Raw genomic sequence first — 22,541 nt, 5'->3', positions numbered from 1 at the left:
GACATGGCCCTGTTTCGTGAACTCGACTATGGCACCCCCGCCCGTACCGGCGCTCCGGTAACCGTGGAAATCGACGGCCAGGCGATCAGCGTGCCGGCCGGCACCTCGCTGATGCGCGCGGCCCAGGAGGCCGGCATCGCCGTGCCCAAGCTGTGCGCCAGCGACAGCCTGGAACCCTTCGGTTCGTGCCGCCTGTGCGTGGTGGAAATCGAAGGCCGCCGCGGTTTCCCGGCGTCCTGCACCACCCCGGTGGAAGCCGGGATGAAGGTGCGCACGCAGAGCCCGAAACTGGCCGAGCTGCGTCGAGGCACCATGGAGCTGTACATCTCCGACCACCCGCTGGACTGCCTGACCTGTTCGGCCAACGGCAACTGCGAGCTGCAGGACATGGCCGGCGTGGTCGGCCTGCGCGAGGTGCGCTACGACCCGGTGAAGACTCACCTGGCCGAGCCCAAGGACGAGTCCAACCCCTATTTCACCTTCGACCCGGCCAAGTGCATCGTCTGCAACCGCTGCGTGCGCGCCTGTGAAGAAGTGCAGGGCACCTTCGCCCTGACCATCAGCGGCCGTGGCTTCGATTCGCAGGTCAGTGCCGGGCAGAACGAGGACTTCCTCGATTCCGAGTGCGTGTCCTGCGGCGCCTGCGTGCAGGCCTGCCCGACCGCCACGCTGATGGAAAAGTCGGTGATCGAGATGGGCCAGGCCGAACGCAGCGTGACCACCACCTGCGCCTATTGCGGCGTCGGTTGCTCGTTCAAGGCCGAGATCAAGGGCAACGAAGTGGTGCGCATGGTGCCGAACAAGGACGGCCACGCCAACCACGGCCACTCCTGCGTCAAGGGCCGCTTCGCCTGGGGCTACGCCACCCACCCGGATCGCATCGCCGCGCCGATGATCCGCGAGAGCATCCATGACGCCTGGCGCACGGTGAGCTGGGACGAGGCGATCGCCTATACCGCCAAGCGCTTCAAGGACATCCAGGCGCAGTACGGTCGCGACTCGGTCGGCGGCCTGACCTCGTCGCGCTGCACCAACGAAGAGGCCTACCTGGTACAGAAACTGGTGCGCGCCGCCTTCGGCAACAACAACGTCGACACCTGTGCGCGGGTCTGCCATTCGCCGACCGGCTACGGCCTCAAGGTGACCCTCGGCGAATCCGCCGGCACCCAGGATTTCGACTCGGTGCTGGCCGCCGACGTGGTGCTGGTGATCGGCGCCAACCCCACCGATGGCCACCCGGTGTTCGGCTCGCAGCTCAAGCGGCGCCTGCGCGAGGGCGCCAAGCTGATCGTCGCCGACCCGCGCGGCATCGACCTGGTGCGCGGCCCGCACGTCAAGGCCGACCATCACCTGCAACTGCGCCCGGGCAGCAACGTCGCCCTGCTCAACAGCCTGGCCCATGTCATCGTCACGGAAAATCTGGTCAACGAGGCCTTCGTCGCCGAGCGCTGCGAGGGTGAAGCCTTCGAGCAATGGCGCGCCTTCGTCGCCGACCCGCGGCACAGCCCCGAGGCCATGCAAGAGTTGACCGGCGTGCCCGCCGCCAGCGTGCGCGCCGCCGCGCGCCTGTATGCCACCGGTGGTAACGCCGCGATCTACTACGGCCTGGGCGTGACCGAGCACAGCCAAGGCTCCTCCACCGTGATGGCGATCGCCAACCTGGCCATGGCCACCGGCAACATTGGCCGCGCCGGCGTCGGCGTGAACCCGCTGCGCGGGCAGAACAACGTGCAGGGCTCCTGCGACATGGGTTCCTTCCCCCATGAGCTGCCCGGCTACCGCCACGTCTCCGACCCGCTGGCGCGGGCACAGTTCGAGCAGGCCTGGGGCGTCACCTTGCTCGACGAGCCGGGCCTGCGTATCCCCAATATGCTGGCGGCGGCCCATGCCGGCACCTTCAAGGGCATGTACATCCAGGGCGAGGACCCGGCGCAGTCCGACCCGGACACCCAGCATGTCACCGATGCGCTCAAGGCCATGGAATGCGTGGTGGTGCAGGACCTGTTCCTCAACGAAACCGCCAAGTTCGCCCACGTGTTCCTGCCCGGCGCCTCCTTCCTGGAGAAGAACGGCACCTTCACCAACGCCGAGCGACGCATCTCGCCGGTGCGCAAGGTGATGCCGGCGCTGGCCGGCAAGGAAGACTGGGAAGTGACGGTGGCATTGTCCAACGCCCTCGGCTACCCGATGAACTACACGCACCCGTCGCAGATCATGGACGAAATCGCCAGCCTGACGCCGACCTTCACCGGGGTCAGCTATGCCAAGATCGAACGCCTGGGCAGCATCCAGTGGCCATGCAACGACGCCGCGCCGGAAGGCACGCCGATCATGCACGAGGACGCCTTCGTGCGTGGCAAGGGCCGCTTCATGATCACCGAGTACATCGCCACCGAGGAGCGCACCTCGCGCAAGCGCCCGCTGATCCTGACCACCGGGCGGATCCTCTCGCAGTACAACGTCGGCGCGCAGACCCGACGCACCGCCAACGGCGCCTGGCATGCCGAGGACCGTCTGGAGATCCATCCGGTGGATGCCGAGGATCGCGGGATCAACGACGGCGACTGGGTGTCGATCAACAGCCGCGCCGGCGAGACGGCGATGCGTGCGACCATCACCGAGCGGGTTCAGCCGGGGGTGGTCTACACCACCTTCCACCACCCGGAGTCCGGCGCCAACGTGATCACCACCGACAACTCGGACTGGGCGACCAACTGTCCCGAGTACAAGGTCACCGCCGTGCAGATCAGCAAGGTCGAAGCGCCGTCGCAGTGGCAGAATGAGTTCCAGGCCTTTACCAGCGAGCAGCTCGACCTGCTGCCGCAGATCAAGGTGGTGCAGCTATGAGACCTGGTGTGCCGTGCCTGAGGACTATCGTTTCGATGGCTCTGGCTCGTAGGGTGCGCCATGCGCACCAGGCCCCCGTTAGTCGCACCCTACAGCGGCCAGCCGACGCGGTATCCAGGTTAATCAGCGGAGCACTTCCATGGGCATGAACGCCACGCAATTGATCAAGATGGCCAACCAGATCGGCGCCTTCTTCGCCTCGCAGCCCGACCCGCAACAGGGGCGGGAGGACTTCGCCCAGCACCTCAAGCGGCAATGGGATCCGCAGATGCGCACCGCGCTCTACGCCCATCTCGACGCCAGCGGCGGCGCAGAGCTGAGTGCCTTCGTCGTGGACGCCATGCAGGCGCTTCGCGAACAGGTCGAACCGCGGGCCCGACCGGCTTAAGCTGGAGTCTGATCCCTTGGAGTCATCGAGCATGTCACGTCGCGCAGCCATCTCCGTACCGGGCGAACCGTCCACCAGCAAGGCGCAGGATGCCTACGCCTATGTCGAGCTGGATGACCCGGCAGTGCACGGCAGCGCCATGCTGGCCGAGGAGTGCGCCCTGGCGATCGCCTACAACGGCATCAGCCATGCGGTGATGATGGTCTCGCCCTCGGCCGTGGAAGACTTCGTCATCGGCTTCAGCCTGAGCAGTGCGGTGGTCAGCGGCGTCGAAGAAATTTTCGACGTGCGGGTGACGCGCAGCGGCGACACCCTCAACGCCGAGGTGCAGATCAGCAACCGCGCCTTCTGGGCGCTCAAGCAGCAGCGTCGCCAGCTGGCCGGCACCAGCGGTTGCGGCCTGTGTGGCGTGGCGGCGCTGGAGCAGGCGCTGCCACAACTCAGGGTTCTGCCGCCCAGCCCGCTGCCGCCGGCCGCACACCTGATCGACCTGCGCACGCGCATCGCCGGCGTGCAAAATCTGGCGCGCCACAGCGGTGCCCTGCATGCCGCGCTGTTCGTCGACCAGCACGGCGAAATCAGCCTGTGCCGCGAGGATATCGGCCGGCACAACGCGCTGGACAAGCTGATCGGTGCGCTGCGTCAGCAAGGTCGTAGCGCGCGCCAGGGCTTCGTGGTGATCACCAGCCGCTGCAGCCTGGAGCTGATTCACAAGGCGGTGCGCGGCGAATTCGCCACCCTGGTCAGCCTCTCGGCACCGACCAACCTCACCGTGCGCTGGGCGCGCGAGCACCGGCTCAACCTGATCCACCTGCCGCACCACAGTGCGCCGCGGGTTTACAGCCCGGCGCCGGACGGACAATAAAACCCGGGGCTCCGTGTGGGAGGGGCCTTGGCCGCGAAGCTCTTCTGCCGCGAAACCCTTACAACCCCTCGATCAACGCCCGGTAGTCCTCCACCGCAGCGAATTCCTCAGTGTCCTTGGGCGCGGCCTGGCTATCCGGCTGGCGCACTGCGAGCAACTGAGCGACGCCGAAATCCCGTGCACTGCGCAGGATCGGCAGGCTGTCGTCGATAAACAGACTGCGCGCCGGCTCGAAGCCGAGATCCTGCTGCAGGGCGAACCAGAACTGCTGGGCTTCCTTGGGAAAGCCGTAGTCGTGGGAGCTGATCAGGCGGTCGAAGTAGGGCGCCAGTTCGATGCGTTCCAGTTTCAGCGACAGCGAGTCGCGGTGGGCATTGGTGATCAGCACCACGCGCTTGCCGGCGCTGCGTACCGCGGCGAGGAAGGTGTCGGCGTCCGGGCGCAGGGCGATCAGGTGGGCCACTTCGCGCTTGAGGTCGCGGATCGACAGCTTCAGCTCGCGGCTCCAGAAGTCCGTGCAGTACCAGTTGAGCTGACCGGCGTGTTGCTTGAACAGTGGCAGCAGCTCGGCGTCGGCCAGCGCGCGGCTGATGCCGTGCAGCTCGGCATAGCGCTGCGGCAGATGCTCCAGCCAGAAGTGGTTGTCGAAGTGCAGGTCGAGCAGGGTGCCGTCCATGTCCAGCAGTACGGTGTCGATCTCGGTCCAGGGCAGTGACGGCATGGTGGCTTCTTGTGTGCTGATTGCGGAGGTTGTCGCGAATCTGCCGACTGACGTCGTGATCGCGCAATCTCCGACGGGGCTAATCGGAAAAGGCGCGGTATGATAACTCGCCCCGCCATTCTCAGGAGCCGCCCCATGCGTCAGAAACCCACCGTACTCGCCCGCGAGATCGTCGCCAGCAGTCGCCTGTTTCGTGTCGAAGAGCTGCAGCTGCGCTTCGCCAACGGAGTGGAGCGGACCTATGAGCGCCTGGTCGGCAAGGGTGTCGGTTACGGTGCGGTGATGATAGTGGCGCTGGCCGATGCCGAGCATGTGCTGCTGGTCGAGGAATACTGCGCCGGCACCGATGATTACCAGTTGTCGCTGCCCAAGGGCCTGATCGAACCGGGCGAGGACGTGCTGGCGGCGGCTGACCGCGAGCTCAAGGAAGAAGCCGGTTTCGGCGCCCGGCGACTCGAGCACCTGACCGAACTGAGCCTGTCGCCCGGCTATATGAGCCAGAAGATCCAGGTGGTGCTGGCCACGGACCTGTACCCGGAAAGCCTGCCCGGCGACGAGCCGGAGCCGATGCGGGTGGACAAGGTCAACCTGCGCGAACTCTCGAGCCTGGTGCAGCATCCCCAATTCAGCGAGGGCCGGGCCCTGGCCGCGCTCTACCTGGCGCGCGATCTGCTGACCCAGCGCGGAGACTTCGTCCTATGAGCCATCCCCTGATTCCGGCGGTGATCCAGCTGGTCCGCGAGGCCGGCGCGGCGATTTTGCCGCATTGGCGCGCCGGTGTGCTGGTGACCGAGAAGGCCGACGCCTCGCCGGTGACCGCCGCCGACATGGCCGCCCATCACATCCTCAACGATGGTCTGGTCGCGCTCGACCCGAGCATCCCGGTGCTGTCCGAGGAAGACGCCGATATCGCCTTCGGCGAGCGCGCGCAATGGAACCGCTGGTGGCTGGTCGACCCGCTGGACGGCACCAAGGAGTTCATTGCCGGCAGCGAGGAATTCACCGTCAACGTCGCCCTGGTCGAGCGGGGCCGGGTGGTGTTCGGCGTGGTCGGCATTCCGGCCAATGGCCGCTGCTACTACGGCGGTGCCGGCCTGGGCGCCTGGCGGGCCGAGGCCGATGGTGCGGCGCAGCCGATCAGCGTGCGCCTGATCCCGGACGAAGCCTTTACCGTGGTCGCCAGCCGGCGTCACAGCAGCCCGGCCCAGGAACGTCTGCTCGAGGGGTTGAGCGAGCGCTTCGGCGACCTGCAACTGGCCAGCGTCGGCAGCTCGCTGAAGTTCTGCCAACTGGCCGAAGGCATTGCCGATTGCTACCCGCGCCTGGCGCCGACCTCGCAGTGGGACACCGCCGCCGCCCAGGGTGTGCTGGAAGGCGCCGGCGGCGAAGTGCTGACCCTGCAGGGCGAGGTGCTGACCTATGAAGCGCGCGAGTCCTTGCTCAACCCATCCTTCCTCGCCTTGCCGGTAGCCGTCGAATGGCGCACTGAACTGATCCAGCTGGCCCGCGCCCTGGATTGACCGGTAGCCCGGATGCAATCCGGGAAAATCGTTGCCAGAGCCCCCGGATTGCATCCGGACTACGTACTGGCGAGTCTCGTAGGGTGCGCTGCGCGCACCAAGGCCCGCAGCACAATAGCCGGTGCGCATGGCGCACCCTACGGGGATAGCGCCGCGCTCAGTCGAGCATATCGCTGAAGCGCTCATCCTTCTTGAACACCAGCGGCTGGGCGAAGCCCGGTACCTTGATCTGTTCGGTGCCCAGCTCGATGGCTTGGTCGTCGATCAGGTCGCGGCCGAAGTTGTAGATGATTTCCAGCTGGCCCTGCATGGCCTGTTCGTCATAGGCGCGGGCAGCGGCGCGGGTCTGTTCGCGGCGACTGCAGTAGGCGTCGAAGGCGGCGTCGCCGTGACGCTTGCGCAGCATCTTGTCGACCACATGGGGTGCCAGCACCACGGCGCTGGCGTTGTTGCCGCCGAAGCCCTTGGAGTTGATGAAACACACATCGAGTTGCTGCGGCTCGCGTTGGCGATCCGCAGTGGCAAAGCACAAGTGCTTCTGAAACACGTCGTCGGCGGGCGCGTCGATGGTCTTGATCCCGGGAATGACGCCGTACTTGAAGCTGCCCAGGGCTGAGATCACCTGATCGCCGCTGGCGGTGGCCAGGGAGTGGCCGACGAAGGCCTTGACCGCGGTCACCGGCCACTGCTCGATGGCGAAGGCGGCGGCGATGCGATCGAGCAGCTCTGATTCGGTGACCCGATTGGCTGGAGTGCTGGAACCATGGGCCTGGACGAAGCTGCGCTGGCGCACGGCGTCGGTGCCGAGCAGTTGCACGGCGCTGGCTACTGCCTTGGCCATGGTCAGGTAATTACCGGGGCCGGGGGCGGAGATGGATTTCTTGAAGCCGTCGGCGTTGACGAAGACATCCGGGACTGCGCCATGGATGTCGGCCCCCAGTTCCAGGGCCAGTTCGTCGTCCATCAGCACCACGAACTGGCAGGCTTCGGCCAGGGTAAAGCCGCAGTTGTCGCCGAACGGGCGACTGGCGCGGCGGAAGTCCACCTGTTCGTTGCCTTCGATCTGGCGCAGGCCTTCTTCGGTGGCCAGTGCGCCCATGGCGCCGTAACCCTCGATGCACTCCTGGTTGACCGGCGCTTCGCTGCTGCCGACGATCACTACCCGGGCCTTGCCTGCGGTGATCTGCTCGATGCCTTTCTGCAGGTTGTAGAGGAAGGTGGCGCAGGCGCCGGTGATGGCGCCGGTGCTGCCGACACTGCCGAGCACGTAGGCGTTGATAAAGTCCGCCGGCATGCTGTTGAGGCCCAAGGCCAGCTGCTTGGCGGTGACCCGTCCGCCCTTGAGGCGCGATTGCATCATGCCGCCGAAGCCGTTCTCGTCGAGCTGGCTCATGATGCAGCTGGCGAACACCGCCACTTCGTCCGGCTGTACCCGATCGACGATCGATTGCCAGGGCAGGCCGGTCGAGCGCAGGGCGTCGGTCACCCCGACAATCGCCATGCTCAGGCCGCGCGGGTGGAAGCGCGAGTTGTAGTGTTCACCCGGTTCGAAGCCGCTGGGCAACTGGCCGGCGGATTTCACCGGCAGGGCGCGGTAGCTGTCGACCTTGAAATCACAGCTGTCGTGCAGGGTGACACGCACCTCGGTGGCGTTGAGTTGCTCCACCGACCAGTTGCCCGGCAGGGGCTCGGGCAGTTGCTTGCGGTTGCTGATGAAGCTCAGCGGCGTGTCGGCCGCGCCGCTGACGCTGATGTTCTTTTGCCAATGGGCGGCGTCGACATCCAGGTGCTGCAGTTCGATGCGGCGCACCAGGGTCGAGCCGAGAATCTGTTCGGCAAAGCGGCTGTCGATCTCGGCCAGGCTCAGCAGCGTGCCGTCGGCCGTCTGGTAGCTGCCGTCGAGGAACTGCAGCAGCTTCATCATCACTGCCAGGCCGGCGAGGGTTTCCTGGCGCGCGCGGATGTCCATCGACTCGATCACGGTGCGGCGGAAGCCGTGGTGAAAGGAGCTGCGACCGGCTGCGTTATAACCACCAAAACCAACGATCACGGGTAAGCGAGACTTCACGCGGAAACTCCTTCAAATAAATACGCCGGACAAGCTCAGATGAAGCGCTACCTGCTTGTCGCTCGCCCAGGAACCCGCAAACACGGGGGCATTCGATGGGGCGAGCAGTGGCTCGACTGTTCGGATGATTATGCTGACGTGATTTATGACCCGTGAGTCACTGCTTCGACCAAGGTCGCGCTTCTACAAGACCATACTCCTGCTAAGGTTTCTGCAGTTCAAGGTTCCGCTGGAGAACAATAATGCACAGCCTCAACCCCTACGAATATGGCATGCCGCGCGATGCGGCGAACTTTCAGGCGCTCAGTCCCTTGAGTTTTCTCGAGCGCGCGGCGAGTGTCTACCCGCAGCGCACGGCGCTGATCAACGGTAGCCTGCGGCAAACCTGGGGCGAGACCTACAGCCGCTGCATTCGTCTGGCTTCAGCCCTGGCCCGGCGTGGCATTGGCCTGGGCGACACGGTGGCGGTGATCGCGCCGAACGGCCCGGCGATGTTCGAGGCGCACTTCGGCGTGCCCATGTGCGGCGCGGTGCTGAATGCCATCAACACCCGCCTGGATGCCGAGGCCATCGCCTTTATCCTGCAGCACGGCGAAGCCAAGGTGCTGCTGGTCGACAAGGAATTCGGCGAGCTGGTGCAGCGCGCCACCAGCCACCTGCCCAACCGGCCGCTGATCATCGGTATCGACGACCCGCAATATCAGGACGGCCAGCTGATCGGCCAGTTCGACTACGAGGAGCTGCTGGCCGAAGGCGATGCCGACTATGCCTGGCAGATGCCGGCCGACGAGTGGCAGGCGATCTCGCTCAACTACACCTCCGGCACCACCGGCAACCCCAAGGGCGTGGTCTACCACCACCGCGGCGCGCACCTGAATGCCCTGTCCAATGCCATGTGCTGGGACATGGGCCGCTTCCCGGTGTACCTGTGGACCCTGCCGATGTTCCACTGCAACGGCTGGTGCTTCCCCTGGGCGCTGGCGGCCTATGTCGGGGTCAACGTGTGCCTGCGCCATGTGCGCGCCGAGGCGATCTACCCGCTGATCGCCGAGCACGCGGTCGACCATTTCTGTGGCGCGCCTATCGTGCTGAACATGCTGGCCAATGCCGCCGATGATCTGAAGGCGCTGAAGACCCGGCCGGTCAAGGTGCTGACCGCCGGTGCCGCGCCACCCGCTGCGGTGATCGAGGCCATGGAAGCCATGGAATTCCGCGTCACCCACGTCTACGGCCTGACCGAAACCTATGGCCCCAGCGTGGCCTGCGAGTGGAAGGAGGAGTGGGACAGCGAAACCCCCGAGCAGCGCGCGCGCCTCAAGTCCCGTCAGGGCGTACGTGCGCCGCTGCTGGACGGCCTGATGGTGGCCGACCCGGACAGCCTGGAGCCGGTGCCCAAGGACGGTCAGACCATCGGCGAGATCATGATGCGCGGCAACGTGGTGATGAAGGGCTACCTGAAAAATCCCACGGCCACTGCCGAGTGCTTCGCCGGCGGCTGGTTCCACTCCGGCGACCTGGCGGTGTGGCACGCCGACGGATACGTGGAAATCAAGGACCGCTCCAAGGACATCATCATTTCCGGTGGCGAGAACATTTCCTCGATCGAGGTGGAAGATGTGCTCTACCGACATCCGCAGATCCTCGAGGCGGCGGTGGTGGCCATGCCCAGCGACAAGTGGGGCGAAACCCCGTGCGCCTTCGTCACCCTAAAACCGGGGGTCGAGTTGACCGCGGCGGAAGTGATTGCCTTCTGCCAACAACGCATGGCGCGCTTCAAGGTGCCGGGCTGCGTGGTCTTCACCGTCCTGCCGAAAACCTCCACCGGCAAGGTGCAGAAGTTCGTTCTGCGCGAACAGGCGCGGGCGATGGCGGTGCAGTAGGCAGGCGTAAACTGGATTGGGCGGCTCGCCAGCCCGCGCCTGCGCCTGATGGGCGCAGGCGCGGGAGGTAGTGGCTACTGTGCTATGGTCGAGCACGCTTTTCCTCTAGCCTCACCGAGTTAAATCCATGAGCAGCGCGCCTTTAGAGCCTGATGCCAACGCCCTTGACGCGCAGACGGGCGTGGTGGTGGCCGTGCGTGGCAGCGTAGTGGATATGCGCTTTGCTGCCGGGTTGCCACCCATCTACTCGCTGCTGCGCACCGGGCCGACCGGGCAGATCGTTATTGAAGTGCTGGTGCAGCGCGATGCCCGGCATGTCCGCGGGATTGCTCTGACGCCGACCCAGGGCCTGGCCCGAGGGATGTGCGTAGAAAACACCGGAGGGCCGCTCAAGGCCCCGGTGGGCAAGACTATTCTGTCGCGCATGTTCAACGTGTTCGGTGACACCATCGACCGCGAGCCGGCCTTGAGCGACAGCGATATAGCGTGGCGCTCCGTGCACCGGGCGCCGCCGGCCCTGACCCAGCGCTCCACCCATGCGGAAGTCTTCGTCACCGGAATCAAGGTCATCGATGTGCTGGCGCCCCTGGAACGGGGCGGCAAGGCCGGCCTGTTTGGTGGTGCCGGGGTGGGCAAGACCGTGCTGCTGACGGAGATGATCCACAACATGGTCGGCCATCAGGAGGGCGTCAGCATCTTCTGCGGCATCGGCGAGCGCTCCCGCGAAGGCGAAGAGCTGTACCGCGAGATGAAAGCCGCCGGTGTATTGCCCAATATGGTGATGCTGTTCGGGCAGATGAACGAGCCGCCCGGGGCGCGCTTTCGCATCGGCCACGCGGCCTTGACCATGGCCGAGTATTTTCGCGACGACCAGCACCGCGATGTGTTGCTGCTGATCGACAATATCTTCCGCTTTATTCAAGCCGGCTCCGAGGTCTCCGGGCTGATGGGGCAGATGCCCTCGCGCCTGGGTTATCAGCCGACCATGGGCAGCGAGCTGGCGGGCCTGGAAGAGCGTATCGCCAACACCGACAAGGGCGCCATTACCTCGATTCAGGCGGTCTATGTGCCCGCCGATGACTTTACCGACCCGGCCGCGGTGCACACCTTCGGCCACCTTTCGGCATCCATCGTGCTGTCGCGCAAACGGGCCAGCGAAGGCCTGTATCCGGCCATCGACCCCCTGCAGTCCAGCTCGAAGATGGCCACCCCGGGTATCGTCGGTGAGCGCCACTATCTGCTGGCCCAGGCGATTCGCCGTACCCTGGCGCAATACGCCCAGCTGAAAGACATCATTGCCATGCTCGGCATCGAGCAGTTGTCCCAGGAAGACCGCAATGTGGTGGCCAGGGCCCGGCGCCTGGAGCGCTTTCTGACCCAGCCGTTTTTCACCACCGAGCAGTTCACCGGCCTCACCGGCAAGCTGGTCAGCCTGGAAGAGGCCCTGGACGGCTGTGAGCGGATCCTCGCCGATGAGTTCAAGGATCTTCCCGAAAGTGCGCTCTATATGATCGGCGCGGTCGATGAAGCCTACGCCAAGCAGCGTGGCGCAACGGCCACGCCACGGGCGCGGGCAGCAAGGGAGGAGAAACATGGCAGCGACCAGCATGAATCTTAAGTTGTTGCTGCCGTTCCAGATATTCGCCGAGGTCAGTGGCGTGTCGCGCCTGGTGGCAGAGACCCGGGGCGGCTCGTTCGGCCTGCTGCCTCAGCGCCTCGACTGTGTGGCGGCGTTGACGCCGGGCATTCTGATCTACGAAACCGCCGCCGACGGCGAGGTGTTTGTCGCGGTGGATGAAGGGGTGCTGGTCAAGACCGGGGCCCAGGTGCTGATTTCCGTGCGCCGGGCCCTGCGTGGCAGCGACCTCGCTCAGTTGCGCGAGGCGGTGGAGCAGGAATTTCTGACCCTGGATGAAAATGAGCAGGGCGTGCGTTCCATGATGGCCAAGCTGGAAAGTGGTTTTTTGCGCCGCTTTGCGACCTTTCAAGACAAATGACCCAGATCGATAACCCAGAAAATGAGCGAAAAAAACCACCCGCCAGAAGCACCGCGCAAGCCGCCGGCAGATCTTGCCGAGCAGGTTGGGCTCAAGGCTGCGCGCAAACTCAAGGCGCGGCGCAATGCCACGCCGGGTGTCTGGTTCGGCTTGGGCATGATGGGCCTGATCGGCTGGTCGGTGGTGGTGCCGACGCTGCTGGGCGCGGCGTTGGGCCTGTGGCTGGATCGCCATTATCCGGGCTCGCGCTCCTGGACCCTGGCGCTGCTGGTGGCCGGACTGGTGTTCGGCTGCTTCAATGCCTGGCATTGGGTGAGCAAGGAAGACCGCGCCATGCGCGAAGAACAGGAGGATAAGCACGATGAGCACGAATGAGATCATCGTCATAGCGCTGGCGGGAGTGGCCGGCACTGTGCTCGGCGCGCTGTTTTTCGCCGGTCTGTGGTGGACGTTGCGCCGGGGGCTGGCCTCCAGCCGTCCGGCGCTGTGGTTTTTCACCAGCCTGCTGCTGCGTCTGAGCCTGACCCTGGCCGGCTTCTACTGGGTGGCCGGTGACGATTGGCGGCGCTTGCTGGCCTGCCTGCTGGGCTTCTTGCTGGCCCGCCTGCTGGTGACCCGGCTGACTCGGTCGGCGCCAATGCCGGCGGGTCGTTGCGCAGAGGAGGGCAGCCATGCACCTTAGCCCGGATGAAATCATCTTCTGGCAATTCGGTCTGTTCAAACTGAATGCCACCATCGTTTATACCTGGGCGCTGATGTTGGTCCTGGTGCTGGGCTCGCGGCTGATCACCGCTCGACTCTCCAGCGATCACCAGCGTTCGGCTTGGCAGAACCTGCTGGAAATCATCGTCAACGGGATTGAGCAACAGATTGGCGAAATTGGCCTGGCGCAGCCGCAGCGCTACCTGGGCTTTCTCGGCACGCTGTTTCTGTTCGTCGCCGCGGCCAGCCTGGGCACGGTGATTCCGGGCTTCGAACCACCCACCGGCTCGCTCTCCACCACCATAGCGCTGGCCGCCTGCGTGCTGGTGGCGGTGCCCATGTATGGCATCCGTGATCAGGGCCTGCGTGGCTACCTGGAGACCTACCTCGAGCCGACCTGGATCATGCTGCCGTTCAACTTGATCAGCGAGGTTTCGCGGACCCTGGCCCTGGCGGTGCGGCTGTTTGGCAACATGATGAGCGGGGCGATGATCATCGGCATTCTGCTGGCGATTACCCCGTTTCTGTTTCCCATCGTCATGACCTTGCTCGGCCTGCTTACCGGCATGGTCCAGGCGTATATCTTCAGCATCCTCGCCGCGGTCTACATCGCCGCCGCCACCCGAACCCGCAAGCCACGACCACAGTCGCCGGCTTGAGCCTTTTCCACTTCAGCAAGGATTTTCCATGGACAGCTTGACCCTGATTGCCCTGGTTTCAATTGTCATGGCCGGGCTTACCACCGGTTTCGGCACCATGGGTCCGGCACTGGCCGAAGGCCGCGCGGTGGCCACGGCCCTGACCTCCCTGGCGCAGCAGCCGGATGCCTCGGCGACTATCACGCGCACCCTGTTTGTCGGCCTGGCGATGATCGAATCCACCGCCATTTACTGCTTTGTGGTGTCGATGATCCTGCTGTTCGCCAACCCCTTCTGGAACGCGGCCATCGCCCAAGCGGCGGGTCAGTGACGCCATGCTGATCGACTGGTTTACCGTCGCGGCCCAGGCGCTCAACTTCGTCGTGCTGGTCTGGTTGATGAAGCGCTTTCTGTACCAGCCGATCCTGCGTGCCATCGCCGCCCGCGAGCAGCTGATCGCCGCGCAACTGGCCGATGCCGCCGGGCAAAAGGCCGAGGCGCAACGCGAGCGCGCCGAGTTCGAAGATAAGAATCGGGCCTTCGAGGAGCAACGCGCCACCCTGCTCAGCGAGGCCGTGGCGCAGGTGCAGGTTGAGCGCCAGCGCCTGCTGGACAGTGCGCGGCAAGCGGCCGAGGCCATGAGCGCCAAGCGCCAGGAGGCGCTGCGCAATGACGTCGACAAGCTCAATCAGGCCCTCGCTCTGCGGGTCCAGCACGAGGTGTTCGCCATCGCCCGCAAGGCCCTGGCCGACCTGGCCGGCAGCAGCCTGGAGGAACGCCTGGTCGTGGCGTTTATCGAGCAGTTGCAACGCCTCGACGCGTCGGCGCGGCAGCGTCTGGCCGAGGCCATTGCGCTCGGTAGCGAACCGGTGCTGCTGCGCAGCGCCTTTGAGTTGCCGGCTGCGCAACGCCGGCTGCTGCAAGAGGCGCTGAATCACTGCTTTGCCGGCGATATTACCCTGCGCTTCGAGTGCAAGACAGAGTTGCTGGGCGGGATCGAGCTGAGCTGCAATGGCCAGCGCCTGGCCTGGAGCATCAGCGACTACCTGCAGGCGCTGGAGCAAGGGGTAGACGAGCTGCTGCAGGCCCAGTCCATCAGCGCGGCCCACGCATGACTGCCCCGCTGGAAGGTCTGCAGCAGGTGCTCGAGCGCACCCTGAACGGTATCGGCCAGACTCGCCAAACCTTCCAACCCCAGCTGCGGCTGCGCGAGGTGGGCACCATCACTCTGGTCTCCACCGGCATCGCCACTGTCAGTGGTCTGCCCGGTGCCGGGTTCGAGGAGTTGCTGAGTTTCCCCGGCGGCGTATTCGGCATCGTCTTCAACCTCGACGAAACTGAAATAGGGGTGGTGCTGCTGGGCGATTACGCCCATCTACAGGCCGGCGATTCGGTCGAACGCACCGGTCGGGTAATGGATGTGGCAGTAGGCGAGGCGCTGCTCGGGCGGGTTATCGATCCCCTGGGTCAGCCCCTGGATGGTCTGGGGCCGTTGGCCAGCAGCGCGCGGCTGCCGATCGAGCGGCCGGCGGCGCCGATCATGGACCGGGCGCCGGTCAGCCTGCCGCTGCAGACCGGCCTCAAGGTTATCGATGCGCTGATTCCCATCGGCCGTGGCCAGCGCGAGCTGATTCTCGGCGATCGGCAGACCGGCAAGACCGCCATCGCCCTGGATACCATTCTCAACCAGCACGATCAGAATGTGCTCTGCGTGTATTGCGCCATCGGCCAGCGCGCCTCGGCGGTGGCCAAGGCGGTGGCGATCCTGCGCGAGAAAGGCGCGTTAACCTACACCGTGGTGGTGGTCGCCGAGGGCAACGCGGCGCCCGGCCTGGCCTATGTTGCGCCGTATGCGGCGACCAGCATCGCCGAGTTCTTTATGGAGGCCGGACGCGATGTGCTGATCGTCTACGACGACCTGACCCAGCATGCCCGCGCCTACCGCGAGCTGTCCCTGCTGCTGCGCCGGCCACCGGGGCGCGAGGCGTTTCCCGGCGACATCTTCTATATCCATTCGCGTCTGCTGGAGCGTGCCACCCACCTGAGCGAGGCGCGCGGGGCTGGCTCGCTGACCGCGCTACCGATCATCGAGACCGAAGCCCAGGACATCTCCGCCTATATTCCGACCAATCTGATTTCCATTACCGATGGCCAGATCTACCTGTCGCCGGCGTTGTTCGAACTGGGCGTATTGCCCGCCGTGGATGTCGGCAAGTCGGTGTCACGGGTCGGCGGCAAGGCGCAACGGGCGGCGTATCGCGCGGTGGCGGGCGATCTGAAACTGGCCTATGCGCAGTTCGAAGAGCTGGAGACCTTTGCCCGCTTCGGCGCGCGCCTGGATGCCGACACCCAGCTGGTTATCGAGCACGGCCGGCGGATTCGCGCCTGTCTGAAACAAGCGGAGTTCGCCCCGGTGTCGGTGCCGGCGCAGATCGCCACGTTGCTGGCCCTGAGCAGCGGGCTGTTCGACGACATCGCTCTCAAACAGATGCGCGCGGCTGGCGCGGCGGTCGCCGCCGCGGCGGAGCACTTGCCCGAGGAACTGCGTGAGCGCTTGCAGGCAGCGGGCAAGCTGCGCGACGACGACCGTGAGGCCATTATCGCGGTCACTCGCCAGGCACTGCAGGCCTTTCAGGCCGAAACCGCCGACACTCAGGTAGCGGCCGAGTCGGCTAGCCACGCCGAGAGCGAAGCATGAGCGATACCCCGGCCAGCCTGCGTCGCAGCATCGCCAGTGCCGCCGACCTGCAGTCGGTGGTGCGCTCGATGAAAGCCCTGGCCGGTGCCAGCATCGGCCAATATGAACAATCGGTGCAGGCCCTGGCCGAGTACTACCGCAGCGTCGAACTGGGCCTGAGCCTGTGCCTGCGCCAACCTGAGGCTCAGGCACGCCGGGCCATCGAGCCCAGGTCCGGAGCGAAGGTCGCCATTGGCGCTATCGTGTTTGGCTCCGACCAGGGGCTGGTGGGCCAGTTCAATGAGCAGGTGGCCGCGTTCGCTATCGAGACCCTCGCCGAGATGCCCGGCGATCTGCAGGTCTGGGCGGTGGGCGAGCGTGTGCATGACAGCCTGGAACAGGCCGGTCTGCCGCTCAAGGGGTTGTTCCGGGTGCCCAGTTCGGTCAAGGGTATTGCGCCGCTGGTGGGGCAGATTCAGCTGGACAGCGAAGCGCATGTGACCAGTGAGCTGGCGCGCCTTTATGTGTTTCATAATCGTCCGCAAGCCGGCATCAGCTACGCACCTGTTTGTCAGCGCCTGTTGCCCCTGGACCGGCAATGGCAGCAGAACCTGGCGCAGATTCCCTGGCCCGGTGCCGCACTGCCGGAAATTCTCCACGATGCCCAGCAGACCCTGCGCGCGCTGATTCGCGAATACCTGTTCATTTCACTGTTTCGCGCCTGCGCCGAGTCGCTGGCCAGCGAGAACGCCAGCCGCCTGGCGGCGATGCAGCGGGCGGATAAGAATATCGAGGAGCTGCTGACGCAGCTGCACAGCCGCTTCAACCGCCTGCGCCAGAGCAGCATCGATGCCGAGCTGTTCGAGGTGATCTCCGGGTACGAGTCGCTGACGTCGCACTAGGCTCTGCCCGCTTATTCCAGGTGTTCGGGTTTCACCGCCTCACCGGACTTGAGGTCGAGGCGTTGGCGGATGTCTTCGAACATGGCGTCGTATTTGTGGTGCATTGAAATGATATTCGCCGTTTTCGGTAGGCCGTGTTTCTGCGCAAGGTGGAAGCAATTGCTGGCAAAGTTGCACGCCATGTCCCGGGGTAGTTCGAACTCCTCGGTGAAGGCTGTGCCGTTGATTTCGCCGTGCATGCTGAAGTGCATGGCCTTGCCCGTCGCGGGGTCATTGACCACGTGATACTCGACGTTGATGTCGTAGCCGAAGTCGTTGGGTTGCAAGGGCGCACGGGTGATATGCAGATGGCCGGGTTCGCTCATGGCGAGGCTCCTGTAAGTATGGATATGGGATGTCAGCGGTAATCAATGCCCGGTTGCGCTGTGCTGATCCGGGTGCCGGCCTTGCCTTGAACGATGGCTTCAATATCCGCCAGTGAACCGATCACCGCGACCTTGCCGGTATTGCGGGCGAACTCGCAGGCGGCCTGGACCTTAGGCCCCATGGAGCCGGCGGCAAAGTCGAGTTTGGCCAGTTCGTCCGGGTGGGCGGCGCTGATGGATTGTTGCGTCGCCTGGCCCCAGTCGCTAAACACCGTGCTGACATCGGTGGCGATCACCAGCAGATCGCTCTCCAGCTGTTCGGCCAGCAGCGCCGAGCAGAGGTCCTTGTCGATCACCGCTTCCACGCCCTTGAGCTTGCCGTCTGTGCCGTACAGCGTCGGGATACCGCCACCGCCGGCGCAGATAACGATGCAGCCTTTCTCCAGCAGCCACTTGATCGGGCGGATTTCGAAGATCCGTGTCGGCCGCGGGCTGGCGACCACGCGGCGAAACCGCTCGCCATCGGCGGCGATGCTCCAACCATTTTCGGCGGCCAGACGCTCGGCCTCGGCCTTGCTGTAGACCGGGCCAATCGGCTTGCTCGGGTGTTGAAAGGCCGGGTCGGCCGGGTCGACTTCCACCTGGGTCAGCAGGGTGGCGAAAGGCACCTCGACGGGCAGCAGGTTGCCCAGCTCCTGTTCGATCATGTAGCCGATCATGCCTTCGGTTTCGGCGCCCAGCACATCCAGCGGGTAGGGGTTGAGCGAGGTGTAAGCGGCGGCCTGCAAGGACAGTAGGCCGACCTGGGGGCCATTGCCGTGCGCCACGACCAACTCGATGCCGGGGGCAATTTTGGCCAGCTGTTCGGCGGCGATACGGATATTGATCCGTTGATTGTCCGCCGTCATGGGTTCACCACGGCGAAGGAGGGCGTTACCGCCCAGTGCAACGACGATACGCATAGTGCATGTCCCCTGGAAGGTGATGGCCTTTGCCTGCCTGCCCGCGACTGGCTGGCAGCGTGCGGCGTGGCAGTTAGCCTGCCGCGCCGTTCAGCGACAGCCACGCGGGCGCGTAAGCGGTCAGATATCAGCCAAAGCCGAAACCAGAATGGCCTTGATGGTGTGCATGCGATTTTCCGCCTGATCGAAGGCAATATTGGCCGGCGACTCGAACACCTCTTCGGTGACTTCCACGCCGTTTGCCAGGTTCGGGTGGCGCTCGGCCAGCTCCTTGCCCACTTCGGTTTCGCTGTTATGAAAGGCCGGCAGGCAATGCATGAATTTCACCCGGGGATTGCCCGCGGCTTTCATCATCTGCGCATTCACCTGGTAGGGCAGTAGCTGGGCGATGCGCTGGTCCCAGACCTCCGCGGGTTCGCCCATGGAAACCCAGACATCGGTGTGGATGAAATCGACGCCCTTGACCGCTTCCCCGGGGTCTTCGGTGAGGGTCAGACGACCGCCACTTGCGTCGGCGAAGGCTTGGCATTGGGCGATAAACTCGGCTGCCGGCCAGAGTTGCTTGGGCGCCCCGATGCGCACGTCCATGCCCAGCTTGGCGCCGACCATCAGCAGCGAGTTGCCCATGTTATAGCGGGCATCGCCGAGGTAGGCGTAGCTGATGTCATGCAGCGGTTTGTCGCTGTGCTCGCGCATCGTCAGCACGTCGGCAATCATCTGGGTCGGGTGAAATTCTGCAGTCAGGCCGTTGAACACCGGCACGCCGGCGTACTTGGCCAGCTCCTCGACTATTTCCTGGCCGAAACCACGGTACTCGATGGCGTCGAACATGCGCCCCAGCACGCGGGCGGTGTCCTTCATGCTCTCCTTGTGGCCGATCTGCGAAGAGCCCGGCTCGATCAGGGTGACATGGGCGCCCTGATCATGGGCCGCGACCTCGAAGGCGCAGCGGGTGCGGGTCGAACTCTTTTCGAAGATCAGGGCGATGTTCTTGCGCTTGAGGTGCTGTTGCTCGGTGCCGGTGTACTTGGCGCGTTTCAGATCGCGGGCCAGATCCAGCAGGTAGCGCAGTTCCTGGGGGCTGTGATGCATCAGGCTGAGCAGGTTGCGGTTGTGCAGATTGAACGCCATGACAATTTCCTTTTGAGAAATGGGCGCGGCAGGCCTGGGTAAGGCCTGCCGTGCGTAATTAGTAATCGACAGGGTCGCGGACGATTGGGCAGCTCATGCAATGGCCACCGCCGCGCCCGCGGCCCAGTTCGCTGGCGTCGATGGTGATGACTTCCACCCCGGCCTTGCGCAATTGGGTATTGGTGTAGGTGTTGCGGTCGTAGCCGATCACCACCCCCGGTTCGAGGGCCAGCACATTGTTGCCGTCGTCCCACTGCTCGCGCTCGGCCTCGTAGCTGTCACCGCCGGTTTGTACCGCACGCAGCTTCTTCAGGTTGAGCGATTCGGCCACTACCTCGAGGAAAGGTTTTGCTTCGCGACGGATATCCATACCGCCGGGACGGCTTTCATCCGGGCGGATGCTGAAGGCGACGATCTGCTCGACCACCGATGGGAAGATGGTCACCAGGTCGCGGTCGCAAAAGCTGAATACAGTATCCAGGTGCATGGCCGCCCGCGACTTTGGCAGGCCGGCGACTATCACCCGTTGCACCACGCCTGCCTTGAACAGTGATTGCGCCAACTGACCGATGGCCTGGTGCGAGGTGCGCTCACCCATGCCGAGCAAGACCACGCCGTTGCCGATCGGCATCACGTCGCCGCCTTCGAGGGTGGCAGCGCCGTGGTCGAGATCCGGATCGCCATACCAGTACTGGAAGTCAGCCTTGAGAAAGTCCGGGTGAAATTTGTAAATCGCCGTCATCAGCAGGGTTTCCTGACGCCGCACCGGCCAGTACATCGGGCTCAACACCACCCCGCCGTATATCCAGCAGCTGTTGTCCCGGGTGAACTGAGTGTTCGGTAGCGGCGGCAGGATAAAGCTGGAGGCGCCGAGAAACTCGCTGAACATCTTGGCCAGTTCGCTGCCACCACCAGCGAGCAGGTCGGCGCCGGCGACGCCACCGATCAGGTATTCGGCCAGCTTGCGCGGTTCCTGGCCTTCCAGCCAGCTGCGCAGTTCGTCGTGCAAACCGACCCCCACCTGGTTGACCGAGGTCTTGCGGTCGAGAATCCACTTCCGTGCGTCGGGGTTTTGCACCACCTCGGTGAGCAGGTTATGCATCTCGACCACTTCGATATTGCGTTCACGCATCTTGGTGACGAAGTCGAAGTGGTCGCGCTTGGCCTGATTGACCCAGATCACGTCGTCGAACAACAGCGCGTTGCAGTTGCTCGGAGTCAGGCGCTGATGAGCCAGGCCGGGGGAGCAGACCAGCACCTTGTGCAGCTTGCCGGCTTCGGAATACACCCCGAGTTTTCCAGTACTCATGTCTTGAGTCCTTCTGTTAGAGGCTGAGGAAACCGGCATAGAGGCCATAGGCGGCAATGCCGGCACCGATCAACACGGCCAGGAAGATCATCTGTTCCACGCGGGTAAAAATAGCTTGGCCCTGTTCACGCCTGGCTTTGGCGAAGAACAGCGCGCCCGGTGCATAGAGCAGCGCCGACAGCAGGATGTACTGCACACCGCCGGCATACACCAGCCACACCGCATAGATCACCGCGATCAGGCCGATCAGCAGATCCTTGCGGCGCTCACCGGGCTGGTCCTCGTAGGTCTCGCCGCGTACCGCCAGCAGCACCGCATAGGCGGCGGACCAGAAATACGGCAGCAGGATCATCGAAGTGGCCAGGTACAGCAGCTTGAGGTAGGTGGCGTCGTTGAACAGGGTGATGATCAGAAACAGCTGAATCAGGCCGTTGGACAGCCACAGCGCGTTGACCGGCGCGTGCTTGGTGTTTTCCTTTTTCAGGAAGTTCGGCATGGTGTGATCGCGTGCGCCGACGAACAGGATCTCCGCACACAGCAGGGTCCAGGACAGCAGTGCGCCGAGCAGCGAGATGATCAGGCCGATGCCGATCAGCGCCGCGCCCCAGGGGCCGACCACCTGTTGCAGCACGCCGGCCATGGAGGGGTTCTTCAAACCGGCCAGTTCGGCCTGGCTGAGGATGCCCATGGACAACACGTTGACCATCACCAGCAACAGCAAGACCCCGACGAAACCGATCACCGTGGCCCTGCCGACATCGGCGCGGTTCTCGGCGCGGGCCGAATAAACGCTGGCCCCTTCGATGCCGATAAACACCCAGACGGTGACCAGCATCATGTTGCGCACCTGGTCCATCACGCTGCCCAGTTCCAGGTTGCCCCGTCCCCAGAAATCGGCGGTGAACACCTCGAGCTTGAAGGCGATGGCGGTGATGACGACAAACAGCAGCAACGGCACGATCTTGGCAACGGTGGTCACCAGGTTGATGAAGGCCGCCTCGCGGATGCCGCGCAGCACCAGAAAATGCACGGCCCAGAGCAGCAGCGAGGCGCCGATGATGGCGGGCAAGGTATTGCCTTCACCAAAGATCGGGAAGAAGTAGCCGAGGGTGCTGAATAGCAGGACGAAGTAGCTGACGTTGCCGATCCAGGCGCTGATCCAGTAGCCCCAGGCCGAGGAGAAGCCCATGTAGTCGCCGAAACCGGCCTTGGCGTAGGCGTAGACACCGGCATCCAACTCCGGTTTGCGCACGGCCAGGCTCTGGAAGACGAAGGCCAGGGTCAGCATACCCACGGCGGTGATGGCCCAGCCGATCAGGATGGCCCCGGCGCTGGCGCTGGCCGCCATGTTTTGTGGCAGCGAAAAGATCCCCCCGCCGACCATCGAACCCACCACCAGTGCAACCAGTGCGGCCAACCGGAGTTTTGTGGAAGCCTGGGACATGGTGAATCTCCTTGAGGGTATGGCAATCACCATTGATCCATGGCGGGCCTCGGGTGGTACTGATTCGGATCAAGAGTAGGCGAGGTTGTCAGCCGCTGCCGGCTTTGTCCGGACGATGTCCGGGG

22 protein-coding genes are annotated in these 22,541 nt (G+C 64.6%); 15 read left to right on the top strand and 7 right to left on the bottom strand.

Annotated features, from left to right (window positions below):
- Positions 1–3: 3 nt before the first annotated feature.
- From fdhF to fdhD, 3 genes are all read left to right on the top strand, one after another.
- Positions 4–2,847 (top strand): formate dehydrogenase subunit alpha, encoded by a 2,844-nt coding sequence (gene fdhF / locus R3355_RS04180; RefSeq protein WP_318960176.1) that lies wholly within the window; start codon positions 4–6, stop codon positions 2,845–2,847.
- 139 nt (positions 2,848–2,986) lie between these two features.
- The gene (locus tag R3355_RS04175; protein WP_318960175.1) at positions 2,987–3,235 is read left to right on the top strand and encodes a formate dehydrogenase subunit delta; all 249 of its coding nucleotides are present in this window, start codon (positions 2,987–2,989) and stop codon (positions 3,233–3,235) included.
- Positions 3,236–3,266: 31 nt separating this feature from the next.
- Positions 3,267–4,100, top strand: a complete 834-nt coding sequence (fdhD, locus tag R3355_RS04170) for a formate dehydrogenase accessory sulfurtransferase FdhD (protein ID WP_318960174.1) — start codon at positions 3,267–3,269, stop codon at positions 4,098–4,100.
- Between the two features lie 58 nt (positions 4,101–4,158).
- Here fdhD and yrfG read toward each other — a convergent pair whose 3' ends face one another.
- On the bottom strand, positions 4,159–4,821 hold the full coding sequence (yrfG, locus tag R3355_RS04165; protein ID WP_318960173.1) for a GMP/IMP nucleotidase: 663 nt from the start codon (positions 4,819–4,821) through the stop codon (positions 4,159–4,161).
- A gap of 135 nt (positions 4,822–4,956) precedes the next feature.
- On the opposite strand from yrfG, the gene nudE reads away from it, so the two are divergent.
- Together nudE and cysQ are read left to right on the top strand one after the other, a co-directional pair.
- On the top strand, positions 4,957–5,523 hold the full coding sequence (nudE, locus tag R3355_RS04160; RefSeq protein ID WP_318945809.1) for an ADP compounds hydrolase NudE: 567 nt from the start codon (positions 4,957–4,959) through the stop codon (positions 5,521–5,523).
- On the top strand, positions 5,520–6,341 hold the full coding sequence (gene cysQ / locus R3355_RS04155) for a 3'(2'),5'-bisphosphate nucleotidase CysQ (protein WP_318960172.1): 822 nt from the start codon (positions 5,520–5,522) through the stop codon (positions 6,339–6,341). Before nudE ends, cysQ begins: the two co-directional genes overlap by 4 nt.
- 157 nt (positions 6,342–6,498) lie before the next feature.
- Here the strand turns inward: cysQ and R3355_RS04150 are convergent, their stop codons facing one another.
- A complete protein-coding gene (locus tag R3355_RS04150; protein ID WP_318960171.1) occupies positions 6,499–8,409 on the bottom strand; it encodes a beta-ketoacyl synthase in 1,911 nt (636 codons plus the stop codon).
- A 242-nt stretch (positions 8,410–8,651) separates the two neighbouring features.
- Here R3355_RS04150 and R3355_RS04145 point away from each other — a divergent pair, with 242 nt between their 5' ends.
- From R3355_RS04145 to R3355_RS04100, 10 genes are all read left to right on the top strand, one after another.
- Positions 8,652–10,289, top strand: a complete 1,638-nt coding sequence (locus tag R3355_RS04145) for an acyl-CoA synthetase (RefSeq protein ID WP_318945812.1) — start codon at positions 8,652–8,654, stop codon at positions 10,287–10,289.
- A gap of 127 nt (positions 10,290–10,416) precedes the next feature.
- On the top strand, positions 10,417–11,907 hold the full coding sequence (gene atpD / locus R3355_RS04140; RefSeq protein ID WP_318960170.1) for a F0F1 ATP synthase subunit beta: 1,491 nt from the start codon (positions 10,417–10,419) through the stop codon (positions 11,905–11,907).
- Positions 11,897–12,286: a F0F1 ATP synthase subunit epsilon gene (locus R3355_RS04135; protein WP_318960169.1), complete on the top strand. Its 390-nt coding sequence runs from the start codon at positions 11,897–11,899 to the stop codon at positions 12,284–12,286. The genes atpD and R3355_RS04135 overlap by 11 nt, the downstream gene beginning before the upstream one ends.
- 21 nt (positions 12,287–12,307) lie before the next feature.
- Complete coding sequence (locus tag R3355_RS04130) at positions 12,308–12,661, top strand: AtpZ/AtpI family protein (RefSeq protein WP_318960168.1); 354 nt, start codon at positions 12,308–12,310, stop codon at positions 12,659–12,661.
- On the top strand, positions 12,648–12,968 hold the full coding sequence (locus R3355_RS04125; RefSeq protein WP_318960167.1) for an ATP synthase subunit I: 321 nt from the start codon (positions 12,648–12,650) through the stop codon (positions 12,966–12,968). Before R3355_RS04130 ends, R3355_RS04125 begins: the two co-directional genes overlap by 14 nt.
- Positions 12,958–13,647: a F0F1 ATP synthase subunit A gene (locus R3355_RS04120; RefSeq protein ID WP_318945818.1), complete on the top strand. Its 690-nt coding sequence runs from the start codon at positions 12,958–12,960 to the stop codon at positions 13,645–13,647. The genes R3355_RS04125 and R3355_RS04120 overlap by 11 nt, the downstream gene beginning before the upstream one ends.
- Before the next feature lie 28 nt (positions 13,648–13,675).
- The gene (locus R3355_RS04115; RefSeq protein ID WP_318945819.1) at positions 13,676–13,957 is read left to right on the top strand and encodes a F0F1 ATP synthase subunit C; all 282 of its coding nucleotides are present in this window, start codon (positions 13,676–13,678) and stop codon (positions 13,955–13,957) included.
- A 4-nt stretch (positions 13,958–13,961) separates the two neighbouring features.
- Positions 13,962–14,741, top strand: a complete 780-nt coding sequence (locus R3355_RS04110; RefSeq protein ID WP_318960166.1) for a F0F1 ATP synthase subunit delta — start codon at positions 13,962–13,964, stop codon at positions 14,739–14,741.
- The gene (locus R3355_RS04105) at positions 14,738–16,324 is read left to right on the top strand and encodes an alternate F1F0 ATPase, F1 subunit alpha (protein WP_318960165.1); all 1,587 of its coding nucleotides are present in this window, start codon (positions 14,738–14,740) and stop codon (positions 16,322–16,324) included. The genes R3355_RS04110 and R3355_RS04105 overlap by 4 nt, the downstream gene beginning before the upstream one ends.
- The gene (locus tag R3355_RS04100; protein ID WP_318960164.1) at positions 16,321–17,205 is read left to right on the top strand and encodes a F0F1 ATP synthase subunit gamma; all 885 of its coding nucleotides are present in this window, start codon (positions 16,321–16,323) and stop codon (positions 17,203–17,205) included. The genes R3355_RS04105 and R3355_RS04100 overlap by 4 nt, the downstream gene beginning before the upstream one ends.
- 11 nt (positions 17,206–17,216) lie before the next feature.
- On the opposite strand, the gene R3355_RS04095 is transcribed toward R3355_RS04100, so the two are convergent.
- The 5 genes from R3355_RS04095 to arcD all read right to left on the bottom strand — a co-directional run bounded on the left by R3355_RS04095 (position 17,217) and on the right by arcD (position 22,416).
- Positions 17,217–17,570, bottom strand: coding sequence for a DUF5064 family protein (locus tag R3355_RS04095; protein WP_318960163.1), 354 nt, complete (start codon positions 17,568–17,570; stop codon positions 17,217–17,219).
- A gap of 32 nt (positions 17,571–17,602) precedes the next feature.
- Complete coding sequence (arcC, locus tag R3355_RS04090) at positions 17,603–18,532, bottom strand: carbamate kinase (protein WP_318960162.1); 930 nt, start codon at positions 18,530–18,532, stop codon at positions 17,603–17,605.
- A gap of 120 nt (positions 18,533–18,652) precedes the next feature.
- The gene (locus tag R3355_RS04085) at positions 18,653–19,663 is read right to left on the bottom strand and encodes an ornithine carbamoyltransferase (protein WP_318960161.1); all 1,011 of its coding nucleotides are present in this window, start codon (positions 19,661–19,663) and stop codon (positions 18,653–18,655) included.
- 58 nt (positions 19,664–19,721) lie between these two features.
- Positions 19,722–20,972 carry an arginine deiminase gene (gene arcA / locus R3355_RS04080; protein WP_318960160.1) on the bottom strand — a complete coding sequence of 417 codons (1,251 nt, stop codon included), beginning with the start codon at positions 20,970–20,972 and terminating at the stop codon, positions 19,722–19,724.
- Between the two features lie 16 nt (positions 20,973–20,988).
- The gene (gene arcD / locus R3355_RS04075) at positions 20,989–22,416 is read right to left on the bottom strand and encodes an arginine-ornithine antiporter (protein ID WP_318960159.1); all 1,428 of its coding nucleotides are present in this window, start codon (positions 22,414–22,416) and stop codon (positions 20,989–20,991) included.
- Positions 22,417–22,541: the final 125 nt, after the last annotated feature.

This window comes from Pseudomonas sp. (assembly GCF_033723075.1).
Taxonomy (GTDB): Bacteria; Pseudomonadota; Gammaproteobacteria; order Pseudomonadales; family Pseudomonadaceae; genus Aquipseudomonas.
The sequence above is the reverse complement of the archived record's forward strand: the minus strand, read 5'-3'. Positions and strand labels throughout refer to the sequence as shown.